This is a genomic window from Arthrobacter sp. Y3224198, assembly GCF_059090025.1.
Genome location: NZ_JBNHFG010000006.1, coordinates 128,733 through 142,948, shown reverse-complemented (window position 1 = coordinate 142,948; position 14,216 = coordinate 128,733). Strand labels below are relative to the sequence as shown.

The following is a 14,216-nucleotide window of genomic DNA, read 5'->3' as shown; positions in this document are numbered from 1 at the left end:
CCTATCGTCCGAGTATCAGGCTCATTGCTTCGGCGCGGGTCGCGGTCTCGCGAAGCTGGCCGCGCACTGCCGAGGTCACGGTCTTGGCGCCCGGCTTGCGGACCCCGCGCATCGACATGCACAGGTGCTCGCATTCGATAACCACTATGGCACCGCGGGGGGAAAGATTGGTCATCAGCGCGTCCACGATCTGCGTGGTCAGCCGCTCCTGGACCTGCGGCCGGCGGGCATAGACCTCCACCAGGCGGGCCAGCTTGGACAGGCCGGTGACCTTGCCCTCGTGCGAAGGAATGTAGCCGATGTGCGCGGTGCCATGGAACGGCACCAGGTGGTGCTCGCACGTGGAATAGAAGGCAATGTCCTTCACCAGGACCATTTCCTCGTGGTCCAGGTCGAAGGTGGTGGCCAGGAGGTCCGAAGGGCTCTCATGCAGGCCGGAGAAGATTTCCGTATAGGACTTGGCCACCCGGCTGGGGGTGTCCTTCAGCCCGTCACGGTCCGGGTCCTCCCCGATTGCGAGGAGGATCTCCCGGACCGCCCGTTCAATCCTGGGCTGGTCCACCGGGGAGTCTGCTGCCCCGGTCAGTAGTTCGTCGTCGAAATCCGTCACTGGTCGATCCTATCGTGCCCGGACTTCCCTTCCGGCGGGTGCCGGGGGTGGCCGGGCGGCCCCGCGGGGCCGCCCGGCTCAGCTAGGCGCCCGGCTCAGCTACGCGTCCGGCGCCTCGTTGGAGCCGCCGGCGCTACCGTTGCGGCCTGAGTGGCTGCCCTGGCCGCTGCTTTCGGGCTGCGGCAGGCCATTGCCGGAGACATCGAAGTCCTGCGGCAGGTCGGCGTCGGCGATCTGGTCCTGCGGGGCAACCGAGGCAGGGTCCGGGGCACCGATTTCCTTGGCCTCGCGCCGTTCCCGGGGCGACACCACGGGCGGCATGCTGTGCACCGGGCGGGTGGGCTTGGACAGCCAGACCTCGCGGACGTCGCGCTTGCGCACGTCGGAGAAGACCTCGGCGATTTCGGCCTGGTTCAGCGTCTCGCGCTCCAGCAGTTCCAGTGCGAGCCGGTCCAGCACGTCGCGGTTCTCCGTGAGGATCTGGTACGCCTCGTCATGGGCGTTGTCCAGCAGGCGCCGGACCTCCTCGTCCACCACATAGGCCACCTGGTCGGAGTAGTTGCGTTCCTGGCTCATGTCGCGGCCCAGGAACGGCTCCCCGCCGCCGGAGCCCAGCTTGACGGAGCCGATCCGCTCGCTCATGCCGTACTGGGTGACCATCTTCCGTGCCGTGGAGGTGGCTTTCTCGATATCGTTCGAGGCGCCGGTGGAAGGATCGTGGAACACGATTTCCTCTGCCACCCGGCCGCCCATCGCGTAGGCCAGCTGGTCCAGCAGTTCGTTGCGGGTCACGGAGTACTTGTCGTCCTGCGGCAGGACCATGGTGTAGCCCAGTGCCCGGCCGCGCGGGAGGATGGTCACCTTGGTGACCGGGTCGGTGTTCCGCAGGGCCGCCGCCACCAGGGCGTGACCGCCTTCGTGGTACGCGGTGATCTTGCGTTCCAGTTCCTTCATCACGCGGCTGCGCTTCTGCGGGCCCGCAACCACGCGGTCGATGGCTTCATCCAGGGCGCGGTCATCAATCAGGTCCGCGTTGGAGCGTGCGGTGAGCAGTGCGGCTTCGTTGAGTACGTTGGCCAGGTCGGCGCCGGTGAAACCGGGCGTCTTGCGGGCCACGGTCTCGAGATCCACGCCGTCGGCCATGGGCTTGCCCTTGGCATGGACCTGGAGGATCCGGAGCCGGCCCTGCATGTCGGGGGCCTCCACGCCGATCTGCCGGTCAAAGCGGCCGGGCCGCAGCAGGGCCGGATCCAGGACGTCGGGACGGTTGGTGGCGGCAATCAGGATGACGTTCGTGTTGCCGTCGAAGCCGTCCATTTCCACCAGCAACTGGTTCAGCGTCTGCTCGCGTTCGTCGTTACCGCCGCCCACGCCGGCACCGCGGTGGCGGCCGACGGCGTCGATCTCATCCACGAAGATGATGGCCGGGGCGTTGGACTTGGCCTGCTCGAAGAGGTCGCGGACGCGGGAGGCGCCCACACCAACGAACATTTCCACGAAGTCCGAACCGGAGATCGAGTAGAACGGCACGCCGGCCTCACCGGCAACGGCGCGGGCCAGCAGGGTCTTGCCGGTGCCGGGAGGGCCGTAGAGCAGCACGCCCTTGGGGATCTTGGCGCCCACGGCCTGGAACTTGCCCGGATCCTGCAGGAATTCCTTGATTTCGTGGAGTTCCTCCACGGCCTCGTCAGCGCCGGCAACGTCGTCGAACGTCACCTGCGGCATGTCCTTGTTGGTTAGCTTGGCCTTGGACTTGCCGAACTTCATGACCTGCGAGCCGCCGCCCTGCATGCGGGACATCAGGAACCAGAAAATCAGGCCGATGATGATGAACGGCAGGAACAGGCCCAGGAAGCTGGTGAACCAGTTGGTCTGGACGGGCTGGTCGGTGTAGTCGGCACCGGAATTGGTGACCGCCTCCACCACATCGTCGCCACGGTCGGTGCCGAAGTAGAACTGCACGTTTTCCGTGCCCTCGGCCTTCTTGCCGTCCTCGTCGAGCGTCAGGTCAACTCGTTGGTCGCCGTCGTAGATCTTCGCCTGCGACACCTGGCGGTCGGCAAGAAGCTCCATACCCTTCTTGGTGTCCACCTGCTTGGCCCCGCTGGCAGTGAGGCTGGGCACGATGATCAAAAGAGCAGCCAGTGCCAGCGCGATCCAGATGACCGGCCCCTTGAAGAAGTTCTTGGATTTCATTCGTCGTCAGGGCTTGAGCCCCGTCCCTCCTGATCAACAACGCTGATGTGCGCGGAATTTACCTACTAGCTATACACCGTCCCCCAAAAGAACACGGTCCCGGTAGGGGATTAGTTCCCTCAGGGCGTAGCGGTGTGCCGTGATGGTGATCGCGCTGAACGGGGCCGGCCCCTGACGCTTACTCGTAGACGTGCGGCGCCAGGGTGCCGATGAAGTCCAGGTTGCGGTAGCGCTCGGCGAAATCAAGGCCGTAGCCGACCACGAATTCGTTCGGGATTTCGTATCCGACGTACTTCACGTCGATTTCCACCTTGGCGGCATCCGGCTTGCGCAGCAGGGTGCAGATTTCCACGCTGGCGGGGCCGCGGGACTCCAGGTTGGTGCGCAGCCAGGACAACGTCAGGCCGGAGTCGATGATGTCTTCGACAATCAGGACATGCTTGCCCAGCAGGTCCGTTTCCAGGTCCTTGAGGATGCGGACAACGCCGGAGGACTGGGTGCCGGAGCCGTAGGAGGACACGGCCATCCAGTCCATGGTGACGTGGCTGTGCAGGGCACGGGAGAGATCTGCCATCACCATCACGGCGCCCTTGAGGACACCGACGAGGAGGACGTCGCGGCCGGCGTAGTCGCGGTCAATTTCGGCCGCCAGTTCATTGATCCGGGTTTGGATCTGTTCCTTGGTGTAGAGAACGTGCTTGAGATCTGATGCGACGTCGTGTGAATCCACGAATGACTCCCGGGTGCGAAGTGTTGCAGCTTGGATGTTAGGTGCTGCTCTTTTTCCTAAAAACAAGATTGCCATAGCTTGCAGCCCCGTGGTGAACCGATTTGCTGCGCGGCTGGCGGTACACGCTGACTTTGCCCACCAGCTGCACCGGGCCTGCGGAGCCCGTGCGGCGCAGCAGTGACTCCACGGCGGAGAGCCGTTCGTAGCTGGGCTGGGCCCCGCCCAATGCGAGCGCCGCAAGCGCCAGGACGCGCTGCCGCAGGGCGGGAGCGAGCTGCCGCAACTGTGCTTCAGGCAACAGCAGTTCTTCGGATTCCGTGCCGCTGCCGGCCGGGGCTGCGGCACGCAGTGCCTCGAAGGCACGCGCCGCTTCTGCGTCCAGATAATCGGCGTCGGCGGAGAGGATACGTGAGGAACGGAACAGCGCCTCCGCGATTCCGGGACCGAGTTTCTCCTCCAGGAACGGCAGCACCTCGGTCCGCACCCGTGACCGGGCGTAGGCCGGGTCGCGGTTGCTGGGATCGTGCCAGGGCTCCAATCCGGCATGTGCGCAGATCTCCAGGGTCTGTTCCCGGCGCAGGCCAAGGAAGGGACGCAGATAGATCCCGCGCACCGCAGGCATGCCCGCCAGGGAACGGGTGCCGGAACCGCGCATGAGGCCCAGCAGCACCTGCTCGGCCTGGTCGTCGAGTGTGTGGCCCAGCAGCACGGCGGCGGCTCCCAGTTCGGCGGCGGCCTCATCCAGTGCCGCATACCGGACACTGCGGGCCGCTGCCTCCGGTCCCATCCCGGACGCCGGCACGGAAACCTGCCGCACCAGCACGGGGTCCAGTCCCATCGCCTGGCATGTGGCGCTGGCGCGGGCAGCCACCTCGGCGCTGCCCTCCTGCAGCCCGTGGTCCACCACGACGGCGGCCACCCGGTAATCGCCCCGCCGGGAGAAGAAGGACGCTGCTTCGGCCAGGGCCAGCGAATCCGGTCCCCCGCTGCAGGCCACCAGGATCAGCGGGGGCTGCCCGCCGCCGGGAGCAAGGCCGGCGTCGCGCAGCGCGTCGCGGATGCTGTTGCGTGCGTCGCCGAGCGTCGGCAGGAGCCGCTTGCGTACACGGGGGGCGCGGGGTGAGGCTCCGGCCCCGGTATTGGGGGCGGAGTTCTTTTCGTGGAGCACGTTCGGTTACAGTCCCATCCTGGTAATCCAGAGATCGGCGGAGTGGATTTCCGCCTCGGTCGGCAGGTTTTCGGGCCGTTCCCAGACCCGGTTGAAGCCCTCCATGCCCACCCGGGCGGTGACGGCCCGGACAAAGCGGGCACCGTCGTCGTACTGGCGCATCTTGGCGTCCAGGCCCATGATCTGGCGGAAGAACCGGTCAATCCAGCCGCGTTTGGCCCCGCGGTTGTTGAAGCGCTGCCGGATGGTCTTGACGCTGGGCACAATCCCGGCGTCGACGGCGTCCATCACCACGTTGGCATGGCCCTCCAGCAGGGACATCACCGCGGTCAGGTGCGAGAGCCGTTCCTTGTCCTCCGGATCCTGGAGCAGTGAAAGGAGGTCCACCGGCTTGCGCGGCACGCCGTCCGCCTCCCCGCTGTCCCGGGCGTTTGAGGTCAGGGCCTTCACGGCAGAGCCCAGGCGCTCGGAGAGGGTGGAGGCCTTGTCCATCATGCCGTTGGAAAGCTGGCTGATCTCCCCCAGCATGTGCTCCCGCAGCCACGGGGCGGCAGCGAACTGGACCCGGTGGGTCTGTTCGTGCAGGCAGACCCACAGCCGGAAGTCGGCAGGCTCCACGTTGAGTTCGCGTTCCAGGGTGATGATGTTCGGCGCCACCAGCAGCAACCGCCCGCCGGGCTTGCCCACGCCGCCCAGCGCGGCAAAGGGATCATATTGGCCGAGGACCTTGCTGGAGAGGAACGCCAGGACAGCGCCCAGCTGGGTGCCGGTGACGGTCCCGCCCAGGGCGGTGTTGGCAGCCTCGAGCTGTTCCGGGCGGGTCTGTGCCAGGTGTTCCAGGGCCGGGCCCATCAACACGGAGAAACTCTGGGAGTTGGCGCGCGCCCAGGAGGCGCGGTCCACAATCAGGACGTCCGAGTCCCGCAGGTCGCGGGCGGCGTCGAGGCCGGTGATGCGATGCACGTGCTCCACGGACTTATCCGCGGCGGCGCGCAGATCGGCAACGGCATCGCGGATTTCCCGGGCGGACATTTTGGGTCCCGGTGCCACCATGGCGGCGGCCGTGGACGCGGCCAGGTCCCAGTTCACCAGGGACGGCACGGCGGACGCGGAGGGAGATGGACTGCGGTCAGGGGCCGGACGGCTTTGCTTGTTGCTCTCCATTGCTCCATTCGACCACACGCGGAGGGTCTCCACACCTCCTGCCGGGAACGCTGCCGGCGTAACCGGCCCGGCCGGGTACCTGTCAGCGGCAGCCGCAGCCGGCCAGCACGGCGGCCGCTGCGTCCACGGCGTTCCGGGCCGCTATCGTGTTGCCATCCAGGCCGGTGGCCACAAAGGTGAACGCCAGCACCCGGCCGTCTGCATCGGTGACGTACCCGCTCAGCGCCGTCACGGCCAGCAGCGTCCCGGTCTTGGCCCGGACGATGCCGGCGGCACCGGAGTCGGCGGTTTCGTCGTAGCGGCCGGCCAGGGTCCCGCTCAGTGCGGCCACCGGAAGCCCGCCCGCCACGGAGCGCAGGTCCGGGTCCTCCGTAGTCAGCAGGATCCGCATCAGGGAGGTCAGCTGCGCCGCCGATACCGACGTTTCCGCGGACAGGCCGCTGGTGTCCCCCAGCACCATCGCCGACGTGTCCACACCCAGGGCTCCCACTTCGGCCAGGACCGTTTCGATCCCCCCGGCAAAGGACGCCTCCCGGCCGGTGGCGTGCGCACTCAGCCGGGCCAGGGCCTCGGCCAGGTAGTTGTCCGAGTTCAGCAGCATGTAGTCAACCTGGTCCGCCAGCGGAGCGGAGCGGACTTCCGCCAGGGCGGCGGCTCCGGCCGGAGCGGTGCCGCGTTCCACGGACGGGTCGACGTCGATGCCCTTCTCCGCCAGCGCGGCAGCGAGGGCGGCACGGAAGGACTCCCCCGCGGACAGGGCGGCGTCGTCCACCCGCGGGCCGGGCCCGGTGCCCTCCTCCGCCCAGGCAGAGCTGATCGCGAGGGCGTGGACGGGCGCGATTTCGCCGGCCTCCACGTCCGCCTCGCCCCAGGCGTCGGACAGGGCGGGGCCGGTAAAGAGGGTGTCATCCACCAGCACCCGGACGGGACCGGTGGTGCCGTCCTTGGCGAGGGCGGCGGCGGTCTGTTCGGCCAGGGTGGCCAGGCCGGCGCGGCCCGCCACGGTGCGGGGGTTGGACTTGCCGGCTGTCAGCAGTACATCGCCGCCGCCGCGGAGCACCACGGTGCCGGGTTCTTCCCCGGGCAGCACGGTGGTGGCCAGGCGGGTGTCCGCGTCCATGGCAGAGAGTGCGGCGGCTGCGGTAAGGACCTTGAGGTTGGATGCCGGGGCCAGTCCGGTGCTGCCGCCGCGGTCGTACAGCACCGTGCCGGTCAGGGCGTCGGAGACCACGGCGTGGAAGCTGCCGCTGCCTTCGATCGCCAGCTCGGCGTCCAGGAGCCTTCCCAGCACTGTGGCATCCGGCAGCGGATCGGTGGCCTGGGGAGCGGAAACCAGGTCACTGCCGGCAAGTTCCGCCGGGGGCTCCTGGTAGTCGGGAACAACCTCGGCGCGCTGGACCCGGGGTCCGGTCAGGGACTGGGCGACGGGCGGCAGGGCATAGCAGGCCAGAGGAACCAGCAGCACCGCAAAGGCAAGCGCCAGCAGCGTGCTGGAGAACACCCGAGACATGTCCTCACCGATTCTTTCCGTCCGCCGGAAACCCGGCCGCTCCGTCCCCGTGCACGGTTGGGCGCGCGGGACATATATCTTTAAGACTAGACCGACGCCGGCGTCCTCCCCGACCGCCCGCTTGTACGGGCCGTTGCGGGGCACGTCCGGCGCATGATCGATTATCAAGTCTTTCCGAGTGGTTCCTCGCGGGCCACGCCAGTGAGGAGTCGCAATGCTGAAGCTCGACGTAACGATCGAGATCCCCAAGGGATCCCGGGTCAAGTACGAAATTGACCACGAAACCCACCGCCTGCGCCTGGACCGGGTCCTGTTCACCTCCATGGCCTACCCCACGCACTACGGTTTCTTCGAGAACACCCTGGGCGAGGACGGCGATCCGCTGGACGCCCTGGTGATGCTGCAGGACTTCGACCTGATGCCCGGTGTCCTGGTGGAATCCCGCCCCATCGGCGTGTTCAACATGGTCGACGACGGCGGCGGAGACGCCAAGGTCCTGTGCGTTCCGGTGGACCCGCGCTTTGACCACATCCAGGACATCTCGGATGTTTCCGACTTCCTGCTGGATGAAATCAAGCACTTCTTCACCAAGTACAAGGACCTGGAGCCCGGCAAGTGGGTTGAGGCTGCCGACTGGGCCGGCCGCGAAGCCGCCGAAGCAGAGGTTGAAGCCTCCCTGGCCCGCTTCAAGGCCCTTGGTGAAGGCAGCGAAGAGGACGAATCGCAGGGCCGCGACGTCGACGCGAACCCGATCAACAACTAGTTTTCCCGCCGGCTCCGGCCGGTACGACGGCGGCTGCCTCCTTGCGGGGGCGGCCGCCGTCGGCGTTTAACGCCTTCGTTGAACGGCCCTGTTGGCCGGCCGTACCGGCCGTTTACATGCCCTACTGGTTTCGGCGGTCCTGTTGCCTGGCCCAGGTACGCGCATCCGACGCGTAAGTCCGGGCCGGGAACACCGCCACAAAAACGGCAACGGCCAGGACGACCCAGCTGGACGTGAGCCACGCCGCCCAGAGGCCGAAGATGATGACTCCCAGCGCGAACCACAGCGGCAGCTTGGAGGTGCGGTCGGGACCGGAATCGGGCGGCGGTGTGTTGGTCATGCGGCCCACCCTATCCCGGCGCGCACCCGGGTCCGGAGCCCGCCGGCAGGAAGGAGATTCCCACGCTCAGTGGCTGCTGTTACCCGTGGGGTCACAGCAGCCACACCTGTACCGAAGCGTGGGAAGTTCGGCGGCAGGGAAGCCTCCTCCTGCACGACCCTGCCGGTCACGGAACCGCTTCGGGCGCGCCGCAACCTGTTTCGGTTGTTTTCCGGGGTGGTCTGCCATGCTGAACCCATGCATTTTGTGCTGACGATCAACCAGCGGGATTCGCGTGAAGTCGGTGACCTGGTACCGGAACTGATCCGCACGCTGCGGCATGTGCCGGCCGCCGTCCCCTTCCAGCGCACCGTGGGCGACGAGGCCCAGGGAGTGCTGGCTGAACCCCCCGCCGCAGTGGCGGCGGCATTGGCCGCGGTACGCGAACGGCGGTGGCACGTCGGCATCGGCGTGGGCGAGCTGGCGGTGCCGCTGCCGGCCGATCTGTCGACGGCACGCGGGTACGGCCTGGTGTATTCGCGGCGCGCCGTGGAGCGCGCGCAGCGCAGCAATGACCGTGTGCCGGTGGCAGTGGAAGGACCGGATGCGTCGCTCGCCGCGGAGGCCGAGGCGGTGCTTCGCCTGCTCGGCCTGATTGTGGCGGCCCGGACCGACGCCGAGTGGAAAGTGCTGGACCTGATGACGCCCGGAGCGCGCGGGCAGCAGAAATTCGTGGCCCAGGAGCTGGGGATCACGGCGCAGGCGGTCAGCAAGGCGGTGGTCCGTTCGCACTGGAGCGAGGAATGGGCCACGCGTCCTGCCGCCGCACGGCTGCTGGGGCTGGCCTATGGGCCGGCGGCGCTGCCGCCGGCCGCCCTCCCCTACTGAATCCGGCTAGAGGTTGCGGCCCAGCACACTGTTCAGCACACTGGCAGCGCCGTCCTCGTAAACGGTGCCGGTGACTTCGGCCGCCACGGCAAGGACCTCGTCCGGTGCCTGACCCATCGCTACCCCGCGGGCGGCCCAGTCCAGCATCTCGATGTCGTTCCGGCCGTCGCCCAGGGCCACGGTCAGCGCCGGGTCAACACCGAGCCGGGAGCGGACCTGTTCCAGCGCGCTGGCCTTGGTCACTCCGGCGGCGGCAATGTCCAGCCACGCCGTCCAGCCCACGGAATACGTCACACCGTGCAGGCCGATGGAGGACACTGCCGAACCGAATTCCTCCGCCGTGCTGTCCGTGCTGAAGACCACCACTCGCACGGCCCGGGCATCCAGCAGGGACTCGAAGTCCACGGCAAGGGCCTCGGCGCCGAAGCTGGCGTCCTGGAAGCGTTCGGTGGACAGGAACTGCCCGTCGGCGTCCTCCAGGGCGAACTTGGCGGTGGGAAGCTTCTCCCGCAGAGCGGCCAGGGCCGGTTTCGGATCGAACACCACCCGGTCCACCACTTCGTAGCCGTCCTCCAGATCGGGGTCCAGGCGCAGGGTGACGGCACCGTTGGAGCAAACGCAGTAGCCTTCGGCCAGCCCAAGCAGTTGCAGGATGGGCAGCGCCGCCCCGTAGGAACGGCCGGTGGCAATTACCAGGTGGTGCCCGGCCTCGCGTGCTTCGCGCGCGGCGTTCCGGACGCCGGGGGACATGTGGCCGTCGTGGTCCACCAGGGTGCCGTCCACGTCCAGGGCCACGAGGTGTCTTTTATCTGGGGTTAGCTGGTCTTCGATGCCAGCCGTACTCATAGTTGTCATCGTTTTATATAAGCAGATTTCCCGCAGGGGGACATAGGACGGGACCATCCCGCCGGTTCGGGCCGGTCAAACATTGCGGGACGCCTGCCGCTTTGGGAAATCCCTGCCGGTGTGCGGCGGAGGGATTTCCCAAAGTGGCAGCGTGCTACAGGACCGGCAGTACTTCCAGTCCGCCCATGTACGGACGCAGCGCGGCCGGTACGTTGACCGATCCGTCCGGGTTCTGGTGGTGTTCCAGGATGGCGACAATCCAGCGCGTGGTCGCCAGTGTGCCGTTCAGGGTGGCGACCGCACGGGTGCCCTTACCCTCGGCCTGCCGTTCGCGGATGTTCAGCCGGCGGGCCTGGAAGGTGGTGCAGTTGGAGGTGGAGGTCAGCTCGCGGTAGGCGTTCTGCGTGGGAACCCAGGCTTCGCAGTCGAACTTCCGGGCGGCGGACATGCCCAGATCACCCGCGGCCGTGTCGATAACCCGGTACGGCAGTTCCACCTTAGCCAGCATTTCCTCTTCCCACGCGAGCAGCCGCTTGTGCTCTTCGGCAGCATCCTCGGGGCGGGTGTAGACGAACATTTCGACTTTGTTGAACTGATGGACGCGAATGATGCCGCGGGTGTCCTTACCGTGCGAGCCGGCTTCCCGGCGGTAGCAGGAGGACCAGCCGGCGTAACGGACAGGGCCGCCGTCGAGCTCAAGAATTTCATCGGCGTGGTAGCCGGCCAGCGGCACCTCGGACGTGCCCACCAGGTACAGGTCGTCTTCAGCCAGGCGGTAGATCTCAGCGTCGTGTGCCACGTCGAATCCGGTGCCCTGCATGGTTTCCGGGCGGACCAGGGTGGGGGTGATCATGGGAACGAAGCCGGCCTTCACGGCCTGGTCCATGGCCATGTTCAGCAGGGCCAGTTCCAGGCGGGCACCGACGCCGCGGAGGAAGTAGAAGCGGGAACCGGAGACCTTGGCGCCGCGCTCCATGTCGATGGCACCGAGCATCTCGCCCAGTTCCAAGTGGTCGCGGGGCGCAAAACCCTCGGCCTCGAAGTCCCGCGGCCTGCCGACCGTCTTGACCACTTCGAAGTCGTCCTCACCGCCGGTGGGAACGCCATCGGACACGAGGTTCGGGATCCGGCGCAGGAGGGCGTCGGATTCGGCCTGGATGGTGTCGGCTTCGGCGCCGGCAGCCTTGACCGCGGCAGCCAGTTCCTTCACCTCGGCCAGCAGGGCCTGCTTCTCTTCACCCTTGGCCTGCGCCACTCGCTTGCCGAAGGCGTTCTGCTCGGCGCGCAGGGTCTCGTAGCGGGTCCGGGCGTCACGGCGGGCAGCGTCGGCGGAAATGATCGCGTCCACAATGCTCTCGTCGGCCAGCCGGGCACGCTGCGAGGCTCGGAATTTTTCAGGGTTTTCGCGGAGCTCATTTACATCGATCACGTCTCAAGAGTACCGAAAACCGGCCCGGCCTTTGCGTTGGCAGGCGGAGGCTATTCTGGGAGGCATCATGCCCCTTGAAATCAGCTTGCTCCTGGTGCTCTGCACTGCCCTCCTGGCTTCGGCCGTCACCTGGCTTGTGATCGGCGTCCGCAGCCGCCGGCGCAAGGCAGCCGAGGCCGCGGTGTTCGCCCCGCGGGGGCCGGCACACCAGCGGGTGGCAATGGTGGTCAATCCGGTCAAGGTCCTGGCTCCCGACGCCCGGGAACTGCTGGCTGCCGCCTGTGAGCTGGCGGGCTGGGATCCGCCGCTGATCCTGGAAACCACAGTGGAAAGCCCCGGTTACCTGCAGGCGCTGGCGGCCCTGGAGTCCGGCGCCGACGTCGTTATTGCCGCCGGCGGCGACGGAACGGTCCGGGAGGTGGCACGGGCAGTGGCCCATTCCGGAGCCGCCCTGGGCCTGGTCCCGCTGGGTACCGGAAACCTCTTGGCCCGGAACCTGGACATTTCGGTGGCAGACCTCAGCGGGAACATCCGCAACGCCCTGCACGGCGACGTGCGGCGGATCGACATGGCGACCATCCAGCTTGCCGACGCCGGCAGCGGGCTGCGGTCGCGCAATGCCTTCCTGGTGATGGGCGGTATCGGTCTGGACGCCGAAGTGATTGCCGCTACCCGCGATGACCTGAAGCGGCGGGTTGGCTGGCTGGCCTACAGCGAGGCCGGCGTGCGCCTGCTCCCCGGCCGCCGCACCCGGATGACCGTCAGCCTCGACGACGGCCCGGCGGAATCCCTCAAAGTGCACAGCGTGCTGGTGGCCAACACGGGCCGGCTGCCCGCGGGGATCGATTTCATTCCCGATGCCGTGGTGGACGACGGCCTGCTGGACGTCATCATCATGAGTCCGCGCAGCGTACTGGGCTGGGCCTGGGTGGCCGGCAAGGTGATGACCCGCTACCCCAAGGACCTGCCGGTGATCCGCCACCACCGGGCCCGGACGATCACGGTCTCCGTGGCTGAACCCACGCAGACCCAGCTGGACGGCGACCTCACCGGCCCGGCCACGTCCGTCAGGTTCGAGGTGGACCCCGGCGCCCTGCGGGTCCGGGTGCCGCAGACACCGGTGCGCCCGGCAGCCCTGGCGAAACGGCGGAGCTAGGCGACAGCAGAAGCGGCACCCCATCCGGTGAGGATGGAATGCCGCTTAGGTTGCTGCATGTTGTTACTCCTGGGTGCCTTCGGAGTCGGTGTAGCCGCCTTCGCGGTGCCGGTCCGTCCGGGCGCCGTCGGCGTCGGTGTACTCGCCTTCATCGTCCGGCAGGGAGGACGGGGAGGACTGCTCGCGGATCAGGGCTTCTTCTTCCGCAAACCGGATGTCGTTGCCCTGGTCGCCTACATCGCCGCGGTAGTTGTCATCATTGGTGGAGACACCGCTGGGCTTCGGGTCCTTGAGCTGTTCTTCTTCTTTGGGGTACTCGCTCATGCCGGCACCTTCCTTCATAGGGTGGTTGTCCAGTGCGCCAATACTGCGCGCGCCTTCCATCAGCATACTTACGGATGCCGTTTGCCGAAACCCGGCTAATCTTCGAGCATCAGGCGCACGGCGGTCTCCGATGCGGAATATCCGGTTACCGGAATCACGTGTCCGTCATAGAAGCGGTCCACCACGCGGGGATCTATGTAGGACTTCCGGGCAATGGCCGGGGTGTTGCCGAGGTGGTCCGCCACATCGCGGGCAGTGGCCGCCACGGCCTTCTGCTTGGCCCGCACCGTGCGGGCTTCCTGTGCCAGCCGGGCCAGGGACATGGCCGCAACCACCGTGGCCTGCCAGGTACGGAAATCCTTGGCGCTGAATTCCCCTCCGGTGACTTCCTTCAGGAAGGCGTTCAACTGCGCGGCGTCCACACTGTGCCAGGCACCGTCCGTGCCCACATAGGCCAGCGCCGTGTCGGCGTCCGGGCTGGTTCCCGGACGGCGGAGCATGGGTTCCAGCGCTGCCACCAGGTCCTCGTCCTTGATGGACGTGTGCCATTCCTGCCCGCTTTTGCCCGGGAAATCGAACCGGACCTCCGGCCCCTCCAGGCGGACGTGCCCGATGCGCAGCGTGGTGGTGCCGTAGGAACCGTTGGCCTCCGCGTACCTGGTGCCGCCCACCCGCAGTGCGCCGGCGTCGACAATCCGAAGGGCTGCCGCGAGGGCCCGCTCCGGACCGGTGCCCTCGGCCCGCAGGTGTTTGGTGATCAGGCGGCGTGCCGCCGGCAGTGACTGGGCGAAGGCCAGGGCGCGGTCAAACTTTTCCCGGTCCTTCATTTCCCGCCAGTGCGGGTGGTACAGGTACTGCTTGCGTCCGGCGCCGTCGGTGCCGGTGGCCTGGATATGGCCGTTGGCGTACGGGCTGATCCAGACGTCGGTCCACGCCGGCGGAATGGCCAGCGAACGGATCCGGGCCAGGACCTGGCGGTCACTGATCGCGGCACCCCGGATGTCCCGGTAGCTGAACCCCTTGCCCCAGCGCCTCCGGGAATACCCCGGGTGTTCACAGTTGCTTCGCCGAAGTCGAGCCATGGTGTGCACCTTTCACCCGCCGCGTGCCGGT

The 14,216-nt window shown here is 67.5% G+C and carries 14 protein-coding genes; 3 read left to right on the top strand and 11 right to left on the bottom strand.

What is annotated here, in order from left to right:
- Position 1 precedes the first annotated feature (1 nt).
- The 6 genes from folE to dacB form a co-directional block, all read right to left on the bottom strand.
- Positions 2-610: a GTP cyclohydrolase I FolE gene (folE, locus tag AC5RUF_RS05505; protein ID WP_493998328.1), complete on the bottom strand. Its 609-nt coding sequence runs from the start codon at positions 608-610 to the stop codon at positions 2-4.
- Positions 611-709: 99 nt separating this feature from the next.
- The gene (ftsH, locus tag AC5RUF_RS05500; RefSeq protein WP_494129950.1) at positions 710-2,806 is read right to left on the bottom strand and encodes an ATP-dependent zinc metalloprotease FtsH; all 2,097 of its coding nucleotides are present in this window, start codon (positions 2,804-2,806) and stop codon (positions 710-712) included.
- 178 nt (positions 2,807-2,984) lie between these two features.
- Positions 2,985-3,536 carry a hypoxanthine phosphoribosyltransferase gene (gene hpt / locus AC5RUF_RS05495; RefSeq protein ID WP_493997989.1) on the bottom strand — a complete coding sequence of 184 codons (552 nt, stop codon included), beginning with the start codon at positions 3,534-3,536 and terminating at the stop codon, positions 2,985-2,987.
- Between the two features lie 37 nt (positions 3,537-3,573).
- Complete coding sequence (tilS, locus tag AC5RUF_RS05490; protein WP_494129949.1) at positions 3,574-4,704, bottom strand: tRNA lysidine(34) synthetase TilS; 1,131 nt, start codon at positions 4,702-4,704, stop codon at positions 3,574-3,576.
- A 6-nt stretch (positions 4,705-4,710) separates the two neighbouring features.
- A complete protein-coding gene (locus AC5RUF_RS05485; RefSeq protein ID WP_493998770.1) occupies positions 4,711-5,868 on the bottom strand; it encodes a zinc-dependent metalloprotease in 1,158 nt (385 codons plus the stop codon).
- Between the two features lie 82 nt (positions 5,869-5,950).
- The gene (gene dacB / locus AC5RUF_RS05480; RefSeq protein WP_494129948.1) at positions 5,951-7,378 is read right to left on the bottom strand and encodes a D-alanyl-D-alanine carboxypeptidase/D-alanyl-D-alanine endopeptidase; all 1,428 of its coding nucleotides are present in this window, start codon (positions 7,376-7,378) and stop codon (positions 5,951-5,953) included.
- Positions 7,379-7,595: 217 nt separating this feature from the next.
- On the opposite strand from dacB, the gene AC5RUF_RS05475 reads away from it, so the two are divergent.
- On the top strand, positions 7,596-8,141 hold the full coding sequence (locus AC5RUF_RS05475) for an inorganic diphosphatase (RefSeq protein ID WP_493998599.1): 546 nt from the start codon (positions 7,596-7,598) through the stop codon (positions 8,139-8,141).
- A gap of 121 nt (positions 8,142-8,262) precedes the next feature.
- Here AC5RUF_RS05475 and AC5RUF_RS05470 read toward each other — a convergent pair whose 3' ends face one another.
- Complete coding sequence (locus AC5RUF_RS05470; RefSeq protein WP_494129947.1) at positions 8,263-8,481, bottom strand: hypothetical protein; 219 nt, start codon at positions 8,479-8,481, stop codon at positions 8,263-8,265.
- Between the two features lie 237 nt (positions 8,482-8,718).
- Here AC5RUF_RS05470 and AC5RUF_RS05465 point away from each other — a divergent pair, with 237 nt between their 5' ends.
- The gene (locus tag AC5RUF_RS05465; RefSeq protein ID WP_494129946.1) at positions 8,719-9,348 is read left to right on the top strand and encodes a hypothetical protein; all 630 of its coding nucleotides are present in this window, start codon (positions 8,719-8,721) and stop codon (positions 9,346-9,348) included.
- A gap of 6 nt (positions 9,349-9,354) precedes the next feature.
- Here the strand turns inward: AC5RUF_RS05465 and AC5RUF_RS05460 are convergent, their stop codons facing one another.
- Positions 9,355-10,203, bottom strand: a complete 849-nt coding sequence (locus AC5RUF_RS05460) for an HAD family hydrolase (protein WP_494129945.1) — start codon at positions 10,201-10,203, stop codon at positions 9,355-9,357.
- Between the two features lie 145 nt (positions 10,204-10,348).
- A complete protein-coding gene (serS, locus tag AC5RUF_RS05455) occupies positions 10,349-11,623 on the bottom strand; it encodes a serine--tRNA ligase (RefSeq protein ID WP_493997118.1) in 1,275 nt (424 codons plus the stop codon).
- Between the two features lie 67 nt (positions 11,624-11,690).
- Between serS and AC5RUF_RS05450 the strand changes: the two genes are divergently transcribed.
- Positions 11,691-12,779: a diacylglycerol/lipid kinase family protein gene (locus AC5RUF_RS05450; RefSeq protein WP_493997119.1), complete on the top strand. Its 1,089-nt coding sequence runs from the start codon at positions 11,691-11,693 to the stop codon at positions 12,777-12,779.
- A gap of 63 nt (positions 12,780-12,842) precedes the next feature.
- Here AC5RUF_RS05450 and AC5RUF_RS05445 read toward each other — a convergent pair whose 3' ends face one another.
- Both AC5RUF_RS05445 and AC5RUF_RS05440 read right to left on the bottom strand, forming a co-directional pair.
- Complete coding sequence (locus AC5RUF_RS05445; protein WP_493997120.1) at positions 12,843-13,103, bottom strand: hypothetical protein; 261 nt, start codon at positions 13,101-13,103, stop codon at positions 12,843-12,845.
- Between the two features lie 95 nt (positions 13,104-13,198).
- Positions 13,199-14,185, bottom strand: coding sequence for a DNA topoisomerase IB (locus AC5RUF_RS05440; RefSeq protein ID WP_493997121.1), 987 nt, complete (start codon positions 14,183-14,185; stop codon positions 13,199-13,201).
- Positions 14,186-14,216: the final 31 nt, after the last annotated feature.

Bases quoted from the DNA above. Each gene is read 5' to 3' on its own strand.
- ftsH (WP_494129950.1), bottom strand. From the start codon at position 2,806: ATGAAATCCAAGAACTTCTTCAAGGGGCCGGTCATCTGGATCGCGCTG.
- AC5RUF_RS05485 (WP_493998770.1), bottom strand. From the start codon at position 5,868: ATGGAGAGCAACAAGCAAAGCCGTCCGGCCCCTGACCGCAGTCCATCT.
- dacB (WP_494129948.1), bottom strand. From the start codon at position 7,378: ATGTCTCGGGTGTTCTCCAGCACGCTGCTGGCGCTTGCCTTTGCGGTG.
- AC5RUF_RS05470 (WP_494129947.1), bottom strand. From the start codon at position 8,481: ATGACCAACACACCGCCGCCCGATTCCGGTCCCGACCGCACCTCCAAG.
- AC5RUF_RS05465 (WP_494129946.1), top strand. From the start codon at position 8,719: ATGCATTTTGTGCTGACGATCAACCAGCGGGATTCGCGTGAAGTCGGT.
- AC5RUF_RS05460 (WP_494129945.1), bottom strand. From the start codon at position 10,203: ATGACAACTATGAGTACGGCTGGCATCGAAGACCAGCTAACCCCAGAT.
- AC5RUF_RS05450 (WP_493997119.1), top strand. From the start codon at position 11,691: ATGCCCCTTGAAATCAGCTTGCTCCTGGTGCTCTGCACTGCCCTCCTG.
- AC5RUF_RS05445 (WP_493997120.1), bottom strand. From the start codon at position 13,103: ATGAGCGAGTACCCCAAAGAAGAAGAACAGCTCAAGGACCCGAAGCCC.
- AC5RUF_RS05440 (WP_493997121.1), bottom strand. From the start codon at position 14,185: ATGGCTCGACTTCGGCGAAGCAACTGTGAACACCCGGGGTATTCCCGG.